General features: G+C 59.4%; 14 protein-coding genes. 12 read left to right on the top strand and 2 right to left on the bottom strand.

Annotation, left to right across the window (positions count from 1 at the left end; translation table 11 throughout):
- The first annotated feature begins 8 nt into the window (after positions 1 to 8).
- On the top strand, positions 9 to 1247 hold the full coding sequence (locus AAC014_RS07665; protein WP_339706406.1) for a cytochrome P450: 1239 nt from the start codon (positions 9 to 11) through the stop codon (positions 1245 to 1247).
- 15 nt (positions 1248 to 1262) lie between these two features.
- Here the strand turns inward: AAC014_RS07665 and AAC014_RS07660 are convergent, their stop codons facing one another.
- The gene (locus tag AAC014_RS07660; protein ID WP_339706403.1) at positions 1263 to 2309 is read right to left on the bottom strand and encodes an aromatic ring-hydroxylating dioxygenase subunit alpha; all 1047 of its coding nucleotides are present in this window, start codon (positions 2307 to 2309) and stop codon (positions 1263 to 1265) included.
- Between the two features lie 62 nt (positions 2310 to 2371).
- Between AAC014_RS07660 and AAC014_RS07655 the strand changes: the two genes are divergently transcribed.
- From AAC014_RS07655 to maiA, 11 genes are all read left to right on the top strand, one after another.
- Complete coding sequence (locus tag AAC014_RS07655) at positions 2372 to 3265, top strand: IclR family transcriptional regulator (protein WP_339706400.1); 894 nt, start codon at positions 2372 to 2374, stop codon at positions 3263 to 3265.
- Between the two features lie 25 nt (positions 3266 to 3290).
- Positions 3291 to 4187 carry a LysR family transcriptional regulator gene (locus AAC014_RS07650; RefSeq protein ID WP_339706397.1) on the top strand — a complete coding sequence of 299 codons (897 nt, stop codon included), beginning with the start codon at positions 3291 to 3293 and terminating at the stop codon, positions 4185 to 4187.
- Positions 4188 to 4437: 250 nt separating this feature from the next.
- Positions 4438 to 6750, top strand: coding sequence for a TonB-dependent receptor (locus AAC014_RS07645; protein WP_339706394.1), 2313 nt, complete (start codon positions 4438 to 4440; stop codon positions 6748 to 6750).
- A gap of 22 nt (positions 6751 to 6772) precedes the next feature.
- Positions 6773 to 8572 (top strand): thiamine pyrophosphate-binding protein, encoded by a 1800-nt coding sequence (locus AAC014_RS07640; protein ID WP_339706390.1) that lies wholly within the window; start codon positions 6773 to 6775, stop codon positions 8570 to 8572.
- A 24-nt stretch (positions 8573 to 8596) separates the two neighbouring features.
- Positions 8597 to 9586, top strand: a complete 990-nt coding sequence (locus AAC014_RS07635) for an SDR family NAD(P)-dependent oxidoreductase (RefSeq protein ID WP_339706387.1) — start codon at positions 8597 to 8599, stop codon at positions 9584 to 9586.
- Positions 9583 to 10350 carry an SDR family oxidoreductase gene (locus AAC014_RS07630; protein WP_339706384.1) on the top strand — a complete coding sequence of 256 codons (768 nt, stop codon included), beginning with the start codon at positions 9583 to 9585 and terminating at the stop codon, positions 10348 to 10350. Before AAC014_RS07635 ends, AAC014_RS07630 begins: the two co-directional genes overlap by 4 nt.
- Entirely contained in the window at positions 10344 to 12050 is a 1707-nt protein-coding gene (locus AAC014_RS07625) for a GMC family oxidoreductase (RefSeq protein ID WP_339706381.1), read from the top strand. The genes AAC014_RS07630 and AAC014_RS07625 overlap by 7 nt, the downstream gene beginning before the upstream one ends.
- Complete coding sequence (locus tag AAC014_RS07620) at positions 12047 to 12901, top strand: TIM barrel protein (protein WP_339706378.1); 855 nt, start codon at positions 12047 to 12049, stop codon at positions 12899 to 12901. Before AAC014_RS07625 ends, AAC014_RS07620 begins: the two co-directional genes overlap by 4 nt.
- Before the next feature lie 13 nt (positions 12902 to 12914).
- Complete coding sequence (gene gtdA / locus AAC014_RS07615) at positions 12915 to 13976, top strand: gentisate 1,2-dioxygenase (RefSeq protein WP_339706375.1); 1062 nt, start codon at positions 12915 to 12917, stop codon at positions 13974 to 13976.
- Between the two features lie 23 nt (positions 13977 to 13999).
- Complete coding sequence (locus tag AAC014_RS07610; RefSeq protein ID WP_339706611.1) at positions 14000 to 14668, top strand: fumarylacetoacetate hydrolase family protein; 669 nt, start codon at positions 14000 to 14002, stop codon at positions 14666 to 14668.
- Complete coding sequence (gene maiA, locus AAC014_RS07605) at positions 14668 to 15321, top strand: maleylacetoacetate isomerase (RefSeq protein ID WP_339706372.1); 654 nt, start codon at positions 14668 to 14670, stop codon at positions 15319 to 15321. The genes AAC014_RS07610 and maiA overlap by 1 nt, the downstream gene beginning before the upstream one ends.
- A gap of 5 nt (positions 15322 to 15326) precedes the next feature.
- Here the strand turns inward: maiA and terL are convergent, their stop codons facing one another.
- Positions 15327 to 16277: a phage terminase large subunit gene (gene terL, locus AAC014_RS07600; protein WP_339706369.1), complete on the bottom strand. Its 951-nt coding sequence runs from the start codon at positions 16275 to 16277 to the stop codon at positions 15327 to 15329.
- Between the last annotated feature and the right edge of the window lie 12 nt (positions 16278 to 16289).

Below are 16289 nucleotides of genomic sequence, written 5' to 3'. Positions count from 1 at the left end.
TATCGGACGTGGGTGAGCAGCCGCTCTTTCAGGAATTCAAGCCGTTCTCGAAGGCTCAATTGGCAGACCCGTATACGGTGCTCGCCCGTGCACGCGATCAGGCACCCGTCTTCTATGCGCCCGAATTCGATTTCTGGGTTGTGACACGGTACGAGGACGTTAATCGCATCTACGGGGAGCCCGCGCTTTATTCCAGCTCGTCTGTGCTTTCGCCGCGTATGGAGCGGCCTGCCGAAATCGATCGCGAATTCGGGGATCGGCAGCTCGGCTTGCATCACCAGCTTGTGATGTCGGACCCGCCCGCGCATACGCGACTCAAGAAACTGATGTCTCCCGCCTTTCTTCCGCGCCGTATCCTTGCGCGCGAGGAATGGATTCGTGAGCTTACGCACAAGCTGATCGATGCCTTTGAAGCCAATGGCGAAGCCGATCTCGTGCGGTCTTACGCGGCGCGGATTCCGACAGCGGTCATCGGCAAGATCATTGGTGCGCCGGAAGATGACGCGCGGAATTTTGCGCACTGGGTCGACGATATCTTCACGCTTACGGGAGCCTGGGACATTCCGGAAGCAGAGCGTGCACGTGCATGGCGCGGCGTCTTCGCCTTCGAAGACTACATCCGGTCATTGATCGCCGAGCGGCGGTGCGAACCCCAGGATGACCTGACCACCGATTTCATTCAGGCGCGCTCGGATGACGGTAGCCCCGCAATGAACGACACCGAGGTGTTGTGGAACGTGTTCAACATTGCCGGCGCGGGGGCAGACACGACCGGAGTGTTGATCGCGCAACTTATCCATCTGCTGCTCACTCATCCGGATCAGTGGGAGGCCGTCCGGCGCGACAAGTCCCTGATCACGAATGCCGTTGACGAGACGATGCGCGTCCGCTCGCCCGTGCGCGGTCTGATGCGAAAGACCACCGCAGAGGTTTCGATCGCAGGCATCACCATTCCCGCCGGCGCATTCGTCTTCATCCATCTCGCGTCGGCAAACCATGACAGCCAGATCTTTACCGATCCGAGGCAATTCGACATTCGTCGTCCGAACGCCAACCGTCATCTCGGCTTCGGAAGCCGCAGTCATGCCTGTATCGGCGCCCCCCTTGCGCGCCTGGAAGCGCGTATTGCACTTGAGACACTCATTGATCGTTTGCCGGGGCTGGAACTGCTCGAAGACAGCAAGATCATACAATACAAGCCGAACCTCATGCTACCGGCAGTCGCATTCCTGAAGGCCCGTTGGTAGCGCCCCCGTCAGATTTCAAACGACATTGCGCAGAGGTATTGCTGTGGCTTCCTGACGCAGCGCACGATCAATCAGGCGCCGAACGAGGACACCGCCGCGGTCAGCGGCCAGGTCAACAACGGGCCGCGATGGGTCGCGCGCTAATGCGTGTTGCTGGGCTTCGAAGATGTCGACGTCTTCCATAAAAGTCCGATGGATTTCTTCGAAGATGGCATTGGTGACACTTTCCTCATCCGGCGAGAAATCGTGCGCCTGAGCCCAAAAATAATGGCTGCTGGTCTCCGTCTCGGGTGTAATGAGATTGATGTTCTGCATACCAATTCCACCGACGCGTTTACCCTCGCGGACACCTGTTCCGGCGGCGCAGGCGCCCACATCAATGCGGACCAGAGACGGCAGCGTGAAGTTAATGATCTGCCAGCGATCGACCGGACCAGTGAAGCCGCCCGCCCGGATGTAGGTAGGAGGCGGCTCCGCATTCATCATCCACCGTGTAACTCGAACGCTGGCATCGCCGGCCCGTTCGGCGCGAGTCTCGGCACCGATGATCGTTGCCGCATTGCCGATGGTCCGCCCGTGGACGAAGGTCAGGTGGGTCAGGTCCATGAGGTTGTCGATGATCAGCCGCCAGTTGCATTTGACGTTAAAGGTCGTGCCCCGTGCGCCCCAATGCGGGTGGGAAAGCCAGTACAGGTCCGGGATCTTGCTGCTGTCTGCCCGGGAGGCGTCGCCCGGCCAGATCCACAACAGGCCATTGCGTTCGACAAGCGGGAACGCCCGAACTCTTGCGCTCGGCGGAATTTTGTCTTGGCTTGGAATTCTGACGCATGTGCCCGTCCCATCGAATTCCATTCCATGATAGGCGCACCGCACAATACCCCGCTTCACGTCTCCCATGCTGAGCGGTAGCGCGCGGTGTGGGCAGCGATCCAGCAAGGCAGCCGCCGCCCCATCGCCAGAACGGAAAATCAACACCGGTTCGCCGAGAACGGTTCGGGCGATATTGCCGGACCCGAGTTCTGAAGCCCAACCGGCGACATACCAGCTTTCGCGAATGAACATCTCAACCTTGCTCCTCTGATTGATTTGAGTTAACAACTATATTGTACGTAAACAATATAGTTTTGATTCTTGTTTTCCGCGGGGCAATCACTCAGCGTGATGGAATGGAAATAACAAAAGGCATTCAGGCTGTTGAAACGGCCGCGCGTATCCTCGGAGTGCTGGCGGTCGAGAGTCATCCAGTGCCGTTGCGGCACATCGCAGCGGTTGCCGGCATTCCCCCGAACAACCTTCGTTTCTATCTGATCAGTCTTTTGAAAACGGAGCTCGTCGCGCAGGATCCCGTGAGCGGCTGTTACAGTCTGGGCCCCGCCATCATAGGGCTGGGCCTCTCTGCCCTTGCGCAGTTCGACATTGTTCATTCTGCCCGCCGCGAACTCCACCGGCTTGCCGACAGTCTTGGTTTCACGGCATTCCTGACCGTTTGGGGGAACCGCGGCCCGGTTGCCGTGGACAGAGTGGACGGACGTGTAAGAACCGTTCTCGAAATTCGCGTGGGGACGGTCTTTCCGATGCGCAGATCGGCGGTTGGGCGCTGCTTCCTCTCGACCCTGCCCCAGTCGGAGTGCGATCTCGCCTTGAAGATCGAACACGATGCGGCGGGCACTGGGCCATATCGTGACAATGCGATTGCCGAAGAAGTTGCGCGACTTCGAGCCGATTTCGAGCGTGACGGGGTAACAGCAGCGCGTGGTCTCCTGCTCTCGGAATTCACGGCGATGGCGGCTCCGATCCTTGATAGGGCGGGTTTCCCGCTCGCGACACTTTCCATTGTGGGCCCCGTCGGAATTCTTGATGACGACCCTTCCGGGCAGCCGGCAAAGCTATTGCGAGAAGCCTGCAACTCACTTTCGGGTCAACTGGGTTGGCGTACTGAGCGGGCGGTCGCAGGTAAAATTGCGGAGAAGAAAATCTCTGTCAGCCAGCGACGCCCGCCGGTTGATGGCAGGCTCTGAAGGACAAAAAATGGATTTAAGGCGAGTGCGCTATTTCGTGGCAGTGGCCGAATACCTGCATTTCGGGCGCGCCGCAGAGCGGATGAACGTCGTTCAACCAGCGATCAGCCAGCAGATAAAGCGGTTCGAAGAAGAGCTGGGAACCGATCTGTTCGAAAGATCGGGCAACGAGGTGCGGCTTACCGAGGCGGGGCGGCAAATGCTGCCGGAATGCATCCGCCTTCTCGAGCAGGCGGAAGAAGCGGTGAGGGTTGCCAAGGCCGCAGGAGCCGGAACGCGCGGTCGGATCAGGTTCGGTTTCGTGGACAACAGCATATGCGCCTTGCTTCCGCCTCTGGTCCGGGAGTTCCGGCGTCGGTTTCCCGATGTCGAGATGAACCTTGAGGCCATGACCCGTGCCGAACAAAGCGCGGCGTTGCTCGACCGCCGCCTTGATGTCGGGTTGATGCCCGGACCACTTCCCAAGGGCGATTTTGAAAGCGAAACTTTCGTCTCCGCTCCCCTTATGGTCGCACTGCCGGCAAATCACCGGCTTGCGTCGCATCGCGCCGTTTCGCTCGAGATGCTAACAAATGAACCGTTTGTTCTCTTTCCGGCATCCATGCGTTCACGCGTGCTTGAAATCATTCTCGCGGCGTGCGCCGCTGCATCCTTTACACCTTATGTGACTCAGGAGGCCACCCAAATGCACACGCTGCTTGCGCTTGTCGATGCGGGTCTCGGCGTGACTCTGGTGCCCCGATGGGTGGCGAGAGGAAATGTGCACCAAGTAGTATTCAGGCCAATCAAGGGAGATGCGTATCCCTACGAACTGATCTTCGCTTGGCATAAGGACCCGACAAATCCCGCGCTAGAAGGTCTGCGAGAGGTTGCACAGTACATAGCGCGCAGCTCTGATATAAACAGCCTGGCGACTGCATGAAGTATAGAATAACTATTTGATAAGGGCGCCGAACTGAGGTTCCGCCTTTCGAACGTTTTCGAGCCGTTCCGTATCTATCTGATAGCGGGTTGCAAGCGGCACCCGAAAAATCGCCCATAACGGAGTGTTATCAGCAAATCATAATAGATTAATGGACATGATGACGATCGTGGCTGACTAGTCTGGCTAACAGTCACGCTTCGCAATGGCTTCGAGTGCGCGACAAAAAAACTGTAGGGGAGGAAAACGGATGAAAATTACCGCGCACTACTATCTGCGCATCGCTCGCAGGCCGCTTGCCGGGCTTCTCGCTGTTGGAATCGGCGGCTTTGCATTGTCGGTGCCTGTGAGGGCGCAAGAAGCCACAGCGTCCGAGGTTTCGACCGATCAACTTCAGGAGATCGTGGTTACGGCCAACAAGCGCTCGGAAAATCTCCAGAAGGTTCCGATTGCAATTTCTGCGGTCACAGCCGAGCAACTTGCCAATTCCGGGATCAACAGTACTGCCGAGATCGCGCAGGTGGTGCCGGGCCTCGTTATTCAGAACAGCATGAACGGTACGCAAGCGCACCTGCGGGGCGTGGGCACCACGGCAATTCCCGCGGGCACCGAAAATTCAATCGCGACCTATATCGACGGCGTTTATATCCTGAGCCTCAGCGGTGCCATGATGCAGCTCAACAGTATCGAGCAAGTGGAAGTGCTGAAGGGGCCGCAGGGAACGCTTTTTGGTCGTAACGCAACCGGCGGCGTGATCAATGTACGCACCAGAGATCCGGATCAGGAGTTCGGCGGTAGCGGTGAAATACGGTACGGTAACTACGATACGGTCTCCGGTCAGCTTTACCTCACGGGCGGCCTCTCGACAAACCTTGCAATGGATGTCGCGGGCTATTTTTCGATCCAGGGAGATGGTTGGGGTAAGAACCTGTTCAACGGTCGCGATGCCAACAAGATGAATGAATATGCAGGACGGACGAAGGTCCTGTTTACGCCCGGCGATCGCGATGAATTCAGGTTTGCAATGGACTATTCAAGGTCGAAGGGGAGTACCTACAATAGTTTCAGTCCTGTAGGCGGACGGCCGACGCAATATGGCCCTGGGGCGACAACAGCGGCCGATCGTCCTGACCTGGCTGGTGCCGTAGAGTCCGGCGCGCTGGCGCCGATTGCGGTCGTCGGCGATCCCTATATCTTCCAAGGGGGCTTCTACGACATTGACCTTTATTCGCATCCCCGCTTCCTCTTCAAACATGGCGGCGCCAGCCTGCAGTGGGATCACGACTTCGATGCCATCCGGCTGACCAGTATCACTGCTTACCGCAAGGCCACGAAGGACCAGTACTGGAGCTCACAGCCGGTCCCTGCATTTGTCGCAAGTGCCGGATGGTATCAGAAGGAGTCGCAATTTTCCCAGGAACTCCAGCTCGGTTCAGACCAGAGCAGCGTCGTTCAGTGGGTGGCCGGGCTATACTACCTTAAGGGTAAAGCTAGCTACGATCCCTTCATTATTGAGGGGACGTCATTGCTGCCTCTGCAACAGCTGCGCTTTCTTGCTTTCACGGAGGTCGAGTCCGGAGCTGCGTTCGGTCAAGCGACGGTGCCACTTGGCGAAAACACAAACTTGACCGGCGGATTGCGCTACACGATCGAGAAGCGGTCGATCACAGGGCAGACCGAGGCCGATTTTATTCCGGCGCTTGAATTGCCAACAGCGATCAGTGGCGTAACCGACGCTGACAAGACCTTCCGAAAGCTCACCTGGAGGCTGGCGCTCGATCATCAGCTCGCATCAAATCTCCTTGTCTATGCGTCGTACAATCGCGGCTTCAAGAGTGGTATCTACAATACGATTCCACCTGGCGGTCCCGGCGCTCAGCCGGTCAACCCTGAGGTGCTCGATGCATATGAGGTCGGGATCAAGACTGATCTTCTGGACCGGCATTTGCGGGTGAATGTTGCCGGTTTCTATTACGACTATTCAGATCTACAGGTTACCGTATTCGACAATGTCGCGGCCGTGATCCAGAACGGGGCGAAGGCAGAAATTTACGGTCTCGATCTCGATGTTGTCGCTCGTATTGACGATCATCTCAATCTCTCGGCCGGCCTCAATTGGACGCATTCGAAATTCAAGTCTTATCCGAATGCAATCTTCCTTGTCCCGCAGCCAGTTTCGGCTGGCGGAGGCAATGCGCCTGTTTCTGGCAGCGCCCGGGGCAACGAGCTTCCCTATGCGCCCGATCTATCGATCAGCGCATCGGTCGATTATAGTGTTCCGGTTGGGGACGGCGAGGCCAGGTTCAACCTTAACTACAGTTATAACGACGGATGGTTTGCGGGGCCCGACAATATTCTACGGCAGCCTTCCTATCATCTGATGAACGGGCAGATCAACTATACCCTACCAGGCGGCGCCGTTACCGTTGGCGCATGGGCCAAGAACATCTTCAAAGAGAAATATTATGTGTTTCTCAGCGCCGGGAACAACCCGGGCGGATATGATGAGGGATTGGTCGGCGCTCCCCGAACGTACGGCGTCTCTCTTGGTTACAAGTTCTGAGCAATTTCTGGAGGTAGATGCCATGGATGACGATACGCTGAATACCAACCCCGTGGAGCAAGTATCGTCTTCGGGCTCGGCGCCGGCCAGCCGCTCGGGCGCCGAGGCGATCGTCGAAGCTCTTCACGCGTGCGATGTGGAGATGGTGTTCGGTTACTCCGGGGGCGGGACCGGCGCACTCATCCATCACATAGCCACCACCGGGCTTGCGAACATGAACGGCCGCACCGAGTTGTCAGGTGCATGGATGTCCTATGGCTACAATCGCATCTTGGGGCGTGCAGCCTCGGCCTGCGTCTTCCACTGCGTGGGCGCGTTGCATGCCAGCCCTGTGGTACATGCCGCACGCGTCGATAGCACGCCCTTCTTCATGATGGACGTGAACCTCGACAATGCACTCGATTTCCGCGAAGGGCTCCAGGACTCCGCGGAGGTCTATCCTGCGCTCAAGCAACTTTCCAAGTATGCGCGTAAAGTGGTCACGTCTGATGACTTGCCACTCGCAGTGCGCCAGTCGGTGCTGTCAGCCAGCACCGGTAGACCGGGGCCGAGCGTTCTCGACCTAGGCTTTCAGGTTCTCGTTAATAACACGTCCTGTCCCGCCGAACCGCTCATACTACCCGAGCCACCGGCGGCATCCGATGCGACCATCAGCCGTATTCTGGAGATGGTCGCCGCTGCGAAAAATCCCGTGCTATTTGTAGGCGCGGGTGTGCATCTTGCCAAAGCTGCGGTGGAGCTTCAGCAATTTGCCGAAGCACTCGGCATTCCCGTGGTCTCGACCTCGTGGGGCGGACGCGGTGCGATCTCGGACGATCATCCGCTGTTCGCTGGCGTGGTTGGCTCGTTCGGCTGGAACAGCGCCAACGAGGTCGTTCAGCGGTCCGACATGTGGATCGCTATAGGTACCACCTTCTCGCAGATGACGACGGGCGCGTGGAACCTTGAGAAGCCCGCGAACGTCATTCACATCGACATTGACCCCAACCAGCTTGGCAAGATTTTCCAGCCGACGCTCGGCGTCACCGGTCATGCCAAGGCAGTGCTTCAGCAATTGATCGATAGGGTCCGTCGCGACGGCCTCGAACGCCCGGCAAGCGCAGCGCGTCTCGAAGCAATTGCTACAGGGAAGCAGGAATGGCACGACTATCATAACCAGCTCTCCGGTGAGAGCGGGACGCCGATTAATCAATATTATCTGATCCGCCGGATGGCCGAGACCTTCCCAGCGGGAACGATCATGGTCGGTGATTCGGGTGGTCAGGCCTTCATGCTCTACCGCTCCTTCCACTACAAGGACATGACGCCGATGCCGCTCGGTTCGCGTTACATGTCGCTTGGTGCGGGTTTGCCCGTGGCCATCGGCGCAAAGCTGGCGGCTCCTGAACGAACGGTTGTCTGCTACCACGGAGACGGCGGCTTCTATTACGACTTCATGGAGCTTTCGACACTCGCCGAACGCAAGATCAAGGTGATCGTCGTCATCGACAACAATCACTGCCTTTATGCGAACCGTCAGGGAATGAAGCTGTGGGGTATTCAGAATCCTTGGGTTGATCTGCCTGAGTCCACCGATTTCGTGGCGCTCGCCAAGGCGCAGGGTGTTGATGGTGAGCGGGTCACAGATCCGGACGATATCGTTCCGGCCTTACAGCGCGCACTTGCGTCGGAAGGTAGCTACGTGATCGACGTATGGACTGATCCGGAAACCCGTATCCGGCGTGCGATTCGTGACGTGATCCCGATCCTCTCGGATCGCAAGCCAGAGCAGGGCGCGGAGCGCCACATCTCTCCGCCGCTCGAGGGAAGCTGGCCGAACTGATCGGGACAGGCGGGGTGTGTTGAAATGAACGAGATGCGTTTCGACGGTCGGGTCGCGATCGTAACCGGCGGTGGTCGTGGACTGGGCCGGGCGCACTGCCTCGAGCTCGCTTCCCGCGGGGCTATGGTGGTGGTTAACGATCTCGGTGTTACGATGGATGGAACGGGCTCATCCACGTCCGTTGCCGAGGAAGTGGTCCGCGAGATCGTTTCAACGGGAGGCATCGCTGTCCCCAACGTCAGCAGCGTGGCGAGCGAGGAGGGTTCCGCCTCGATTGTGCAGACGGCGCTTGATGCGTTCGGCAGGGTCGATGTGGTTGTGCATAATGCTGGTACGGTCACTTTCGCGCCCTTCTCGGAGCTGACGTTCGAGGAGTATCGCCGGCTCGTGTCGGTCCATCTCGATGGCGGATTCCTCGTCGCCAAGGCTGTCTGGCCGCATATGCTGCGCGCAGGCTACGGCCGCCTGGTTTTCACGACCTCGCAGGCGGCACTGGCCGGACTTCCCAACCTTGCCCACTATGGTGTTGCGAAGACTGGCCTGGTGGGTCTTTCGCGGGCGCTTTCAATCGAGGGCGCTGAGCACGGTATCAAGTCGAATGCCCTTGGTGTCGCTGCCTATACGCGCATGATGGAAGGATTTTTCAAGCCTTCGGAAACGGGTCGTCCGGACGCAATGCGTGGACAGGGCGAGAGCTGGTGGCGCCGCTACGTGCGTTCCGAAATCGTATCCCCCGCGGTTGCTTTTCTCGCCCACGAGGATTGTCCTCTTTCGGGCGAGATTCTTGACACGAGCGGAGGCCATACATCCTTCCAGTTTCTTGGCACGACCCGCGGCTATGGCGACCTCCAGCTCACGGCTGAAGCGCTGCGCGACCATCTCGACGAAATTCTCGATTCTGGAGGCTATCGCGTCTTCAGACTCGCTTCCGACTTCCTTGAATGGCGCAACGGCAAGGTCGTGGAAGCGGGGGCCGGCCCATTGTACGAAGATGACCGGAGGGAATTGGTATGAGCGGTCGGCTGGCTGGGAAAGTAGCGGTGGTAACTGGTATCGCGAGTGGTATCGGACGTGGCTGTGCGCTCATGTTCGCGCGTGAGGGAGCGCAGGTCGTCGGTTGCGACGTGGACGCGGTCAACGCGGAGGAAACCGGCGCGATGTCCGAGGCGGAAGGCTTTCCGATCGAGGTAAGGGCGCCCGTCGACCTCCTTGATGAGGTGCAGGTCGCGGCGTTGATGGATGAAACTGCTGCCAACCACGGCGGTATCGATATACTGGTCACGGCTGCTGGCCGCGTAGAGTTCGCGCCGATACCGGACATGACACTCGATCAGTGGCGCAAGACGATGGTCGGCGAGCTGGACATAGTGTTTCTTCCGGTTCGCGCTACCTGGAACCACATGGTCGCGCGCGGGGGCGGATCGATCATCAATTTCGCGTCGGTCGCCGCATGGGGCGGCGTGAAGGTTCTGCCGCAGGTGGCACATGCAACGGGCAAGGGCGGCGTCCTTGCGATGACTCGTCAGATGGCACTGGAAGGCGCGCCGCATCATATCCGGGCCAATACGATTTCGCCGGGAATGATCGTGACCCCCGCGACGCAATATGCCTTCGATCTCCTTCCCGGCTTCGAGCAAGCGATCCGTGAGAAAACGCTGCTGGATCGCTTTGGCCGGCCCGAGGACATCGCCTATGCTGCTACCTATCTGGCATCCGACGAGGCATCCTGGGTGACCGGTGCAGATCTTTGCGTCGACGGAGGGGTAACTGCATGGTGACGGGGTCTCCCGTCTCCGACGTCGGGGCTTGTGATTATCTCGTCATCGGTGGCGGATCGGCTGGCTGCGTCCTTGCTGCCCGCCTCTCGGAAAACGCAGCAGCGAAGGTTGTCCTCATCGAGGCCGGCGAGGGCGCCCCTCCGGGGAGCGAACCCGAAGCCGTGCGTGATACGCGTTTCCGCACGCTCAACGATCCCCGGTTCCTCTGGCCGGGACTGGTGGCCGAATACAGTGCTAACGGCTTCGGGCCGCTGCCTTTCGGTCAGGCACGCATCCTTGGTGGTGGGTCGTCGATCAACGGGATGCACGCGCAGCGCGGTCTACCCACCGATTATGATGAGTGGAGGCAACTCGGCGTGGTGGGCTGGGGGTGGGAGGATGTCCTGCCTTTCTTCAAGCGTCTCGAAAGCGATCGTGATTTTGGCGGAAATGTGCACGGTCGTGACGGCCCTCTGAACATAGAACGTGTACCCGAAAACGAATGGAGCGGCCTGTCCCGGTCAATCGCCCAAGCCTTGTCAAAACAAGGTCTGCGCTACCTGCAAGATCTGAACGGCGAGACAGGCGATGGTTTTGGGCCCGTACCGCTCAACGTTGGAGGGAATGCGCGACAGACCTCCGCTGCCGCCTATCTCACCGCCGCCGCCCGCGCCCGCCCGAACCTGCGTATCCTCACCGGATGCATGGCATCGCGCCTGTTGATCGATGGCGGCCGCGTCGTCGGAGCCATCGTCGGCGAAGGGACAGGTGCGATAACGATCCGCGCCGGCGAAACCATTCTCAGCTGTGGGGCGCTGCATTCCCCGGCGTTGCTGATGAGGTCGGGTATCGGCCCGGCCACCCAGCTCCGGGCAGCGGGGATCGATGTCGTTGTCGACCGTACGGGGGTCGGGGCCAACTTGCTGAACCATCCGATGTTCATTCTGGCAGCTCATCTACGGCCGGCAGGACGGCAGAAAGGGCACGTGCGCCCTCCCTGTCCCATGGTGGTCCGTTATTCGTCCGGAATGCCGGGCTGCCCGGAAACGGATATGCTGTTGAACGTCTGGGAGCGCACGCCGAACACGCTCGCATGGGATCCGCTGGGGCGGCAGGTGGCCAATCTCATGGTCATTATCAACAAGATTTTCTCGCAAGGCTCTGTTACCATCGAGGCAAACCGGTCGCTGGCGGTCAGGTTCAATCTGCTCGACGATATACGGGACCGTGACCGTATGGTCGCAAGCCTCCGTTTTCTTGCGACCCTTGTGCGCGATGAACCCGTTGAGCGCGTCGTTGATGCCGCGTTTGTGCCGGCGATGACACCTCTCGCCCTGTTGCTTATGCAGGACAATTGGAAGGCTCAATTCCTGAGCATTGCTGGGGCAGCGGCTTTGTCCGGACCGGGCGGACTGCGCGAGCGGATACTGCGCGAGGCTGGTATGCCTCTGGATGCAGTACTCGCCGACGAGGCAGGCCTCGATGAGTTCGTCCGTCGCACCGTGCTGCCGGGTGGCCATGTCGCCGGCACCTGTCGCATGGGAGATCCCGCACAGCAGACAAGCGTGGTCGATTCGCGCTGCCGCGTGATTGGCGTTGGCGGTGTCCGCGTCGCGGATGCGTCCATATTTCCGACACTGATGGCCGCAGGTACCAACCTGCCCGTGATGATGGCAGCCGAAAAGGTTGCAGAAATGACCAGGGAGGAGTCCCGGGCATGAGCCACGCGTGGAAACTTCGCTACGCCCCTCATCTTGGCTATCTGCCATCGGGTGAACCGCTGTTCAATAGGACAGTGGGGAATAGCGATCCATCGCATCATGTTGCCTTTGCCGCTGGGCAGGGGTTTGGCGGCGTGCTTTACCCTTGGGCCACCAGCCGCCCCGACGAGGAGGTGGCGCGCTTTTGTACCGCACTCGAGTCCTTCGATATCGCTTCGGGCTGCATCGTATTTGCTCCTCTCGAGGCGGTCATGTCACCCCTTTGGGTGCAGGATGGAATTGCAGCGTGGGAGAGCATCGGGGGACATTTCAGCCGCTCGATCCCATTGGCGCGCTCGCTCGGCGCGGGTGTCGTGGCCGTCCTCGTCACGGGTGACCCGCAGCGGGAGCGGAAGGCACAGGAAGATGCAGCTGTCGAGCATCTCCGGCGCGCCGGTGAGCTTGCCGCCGAGGCCGGAATCGTCATTGGCATTGAGCCCATGGTCGACCTTCCGAACATGCTGCTTACCAACACCGACGAGACATTGGCCCTGCTCGACAGGGTCGGCCATCCGGCAGTCAGAATGATCTTCGATACGGGCCACATCAAGACAATGGACGGCGATGTGCTCGCCGCTTACCGACGTGCGCGAAACCATATCGGTCTGATCCAGCTTGCAGATATGCCCGGCCGCATCGAGCCCGGGGCAGGAACCATAGATTTTGCTTCCCTGCTGTCCGAAGCATGGCGCGACGGCAATGCGGATGGCCTGATCGAACTTGAGCATGGCTGGAGCCAGCCAACTGTAGACGCCGAGCGCAAAGGGCTTGCGGCTCTGCGGAACATTGATGCCAACATCTCGAAGCAGTGAGGGCTGGGCGGGTATGACAACACAGTTGGGCGCTGTCTCCGAGGAGCGGCAGCGCTTCTACGAGGAAATCGAGACGCATAGTCTTTCGCCTCTGTGGCAGCGATTGCATGCACTCGTTCCCAAAACACCGGCTACACCGGCCGTGCCGATGAAGTGGGACTATGATGGCGTTGTGCGCCAGCATGTCTTCCGCGCCGGCGACATCGTGACCGCGGAGGAAGCTGAGCGGCGCGTGTTGATCCTCGAAAATCCCGGCCTACCTGGAAGCGCTTCGATCACGCATTCGCTGTATGCCGGGCTCCAGCTTGTAAAGCCGGGCGAGATTGCGCGTGCTCACCGCCACAGTCAGTCGGCGCTACGTTTCGTCATCGAAGGCTGTGGCGCCTATACGGCCGTGGACGGCGAACGCACTGTGATGCGCCCCGGCGACTTCGTCTTGACACCGAGCTGGCGCTGGCACGACCACGGAAACGAGAGTAACGAGCCCATGGTCTGGCTTGATGGTCTCGATATTCCGATCCTCTCATTTTTCGATGCGGGCTTTGCCGAAACGGGCGGTACCCTCTCGCAGCAGGAACAGCGCCCTGTAGGTGACAGCACGGTGCGCTATGGTAACAATATGTTGCCAGTGGATTGGAAACCCGGCGATCTTGCCTCGCCGATCCTGAACTATCCTTATGAGCGATCACGCGAAACGCTCGATGTGCTCGCACGCAGCGGTGATCCCGACATTTGCCATGGCCACAAGCTTCGCTTCGTCAATCCGGCCAGCGGTGGCTCTCCGATGCCGACGATCGCAGCATTCATTCAGCTTCTACCCGCAGGCTTTTCGACTGCACCCTATCAGTCGACGGACGGAGCCGTATTCACAGTAGTCGAGGGTGAGGGCGAGAGCGAAATCGGCGGCATCCGTATTTCTTGGAAACCGCGTGATATCTTCGTAGCCCCCAGTTGGCATCCGGTTGTGCATCGTTGTCGAACGACAGCAACCTTGTTCAGCTTCTCCGATCGAGCCGTGCAGGAAAAACTCGGCATCTGGCGGGAAGCGCGCGGCAATAGCGGAGAAAAGCGGTGATCCGAGATGAACTTTGCCTTGATATGCCGACGGCACCAACGGTGCCGGTCGTCGGCGGCGGGCGTTTCCCCGTCCACAGGATTTACTGCGTCGGCCGAAACTATGCGGCCCACGCCCGTGAAATGGGCTTCGAGCCGGATCGTGAAGCACCTTTCTTCTTCCTGAAGCCCGCCGATGCCGTCGTGGAGAACGGCGCCACCATTGCCTATCCGCGGATGACCGGAAACTACCATCACGAAGTCGAACTCGTCGTCGCGATTGGCGGTTCGGCTCGTGACGTGCCGGTCGAACGGGCGAGCGAGCTGGTCTTCGGCTATGCCGTTGGCTTGGATATGACACGGCGCGATCTGCAACTTGCGGCCCGCGATAAGGGCCGGCCGTGGGATACGGGCAAGGCGTTTGATTTTTCTGCTCCTTGTGCTGCCATTACGCGCAAGGAAGAGGCCGGAAACATCAACGCCGCCACGATGCGGCTCGAGGTCAATGGCGAGTTGCGACAGCAGAGCCCACTTTCCCTGCTCATCTGGAGTATCGATGAGATCATACACTGGCTGTCACTCTACTTTGATCTGATGCCGGGTGACCTGATCTATACGGGAACGCCAGAGGGCGTGGGGCCCGTCGTTTCGGGTGACACGCTGCGCGGCACGATTGGCGGTCTTGAGGCGCTGGAAGTAAAGATCGGCCGATAATGCAGGAGGGCGAATTTATCCTCCACGGTTATTTCCGTTCCTCGGCAGCATACCGGGTACGCATAGCGCTCAATCTGAAAGGGCTGACCTATCAAGGGGTTGCACATCATCTCCGTCGGGGAGAGCAATATGCAGCCGCCTACAGAAGCTTGAACCCCCAAGGGCTGGTTCCGACACTCGAGGTAAACGGTTTGGCTCTTACGCAGTCCCTGGCGATCATCGAATATCTCGAAGAGCGATATCCGGAACCTGCGCTGCTGCCTAAGACACCGGAATCGCGGGCGCGTGTCCGCTCGCTGGCGCAGATCACGGCATGCGATATTCATCCGCTGAACAATCTCCGTGTTCTCAACTATCTTCGTCAGGGTCTGGAACACACCGAGGATGTGATCCAAGCATGGTATGCGCACTGGGTGGTAGAAGGGTTCGACGCAATCGAGCGCTTTCTGTGTGAAAGTCCTGACACGGGACTTTTCTGCCACGGCGACAGCCCAACCGTCGCTGATGTTTGTTTGGTCCCGCAAGTGGCAAACGCCCGCAACTTCAAATTAGACCTTTCGCAGTTTCCGACCATTCAACGTATAGATGCCATTGCTTCAACATTGCCGGCATTCAGGAAGGCATTGCCATCGAATCAACCGGACGCTGAATAAGTGGGCTATTCCCGCAATCGAATGAACCCTCTCTGCATCAGTGCGCCGGCCTGCTGGGGTGTGACCCAGATGGTCCTGTCCGGGCCAATGAGGACATTTTTGCCATCGAGTTCGACGTGGCTGATGCCATCGGTTGCCCGCAGCAGGATCGTGCGATCCTCAGCATAGGCACGGCGCTGTTCATGCTGTTGCCTGTAGAAGTGATAGAGCCCGCCCGGGTTTCCCTCCTCGCGGAACCACGCGAGCGCCTGCGAGGTGGAATCCACCTGGTCGTCATGCCGGAGCCCCGGGAACCCGCAGAGTTCGTGGACATAGTCCTCGAGCCAGAGCGCGTGCTGGGGGAGGTGCACGCACCCGCCCTCGATCATCGCCGAGACGCCGGCAAGGCGGGTGATCTTGTCAGCCACCGGCTGCACGGCCCTCCCTTTCCAGAATCCGGAAGACTGCAGTTCCTGCAAAAGGCCGATGCCCGAGCCCTTGTCCTCGATGAGCACGAGCTCCGCCCCGTGACGATCGGCCTCGTCGATGACCCGGCGCTTCAGCGCCGGGAAGTCGAGCTTCTCGCGCACGACATCGAGAAGGTAAATGCGATTGTCCTTCTGGCCCCACGTCGTGCAGACGCTGTAGTCGTTAAGCTGCCCGGCCTTCGATGCCGTGTCCCACGACTGGATCACCCGGTCGGGGGCCATGATCTCGAACGGCATATAGTGCCTGAGCCAGCTCCGTTTCACGAGATTGCCCTCGAGCGGAACGGGCTCCTGCAAGTATTGTGCCGAGAAGAAGGCGCTGCTGAGCCATCGTTTCTGCTCCTCGAGCACCTCCAGCGGTTCCCGTTCCGGGTGCAGGGCTTCCCCGGCACGGCGCACATGGCGGCGCCGGCCGAACGGTGTCGCATAGTCGTATTCCTCGTCCTCCTGCGCAATGGCAGCAAAGGACAGGAGCCTGAACTCCATCATGGTACTTTCTCC

It is taken from the genome of uncultured Sphingosinicella sp., from assembly GCF_963974575.1.
Taxonomy (GTDB): domain Bacteria; phylum Pseudomonadota; class Alphaproteobacteria; order Sphingomonadales; family Sphingomonadaceae; genus Sphingosinicella.
The sequence above is the reverse complement of the archived record's forward strand: the minus strand, read 5'-3'. Positions and strand labels throughout refer to the sequence as shown.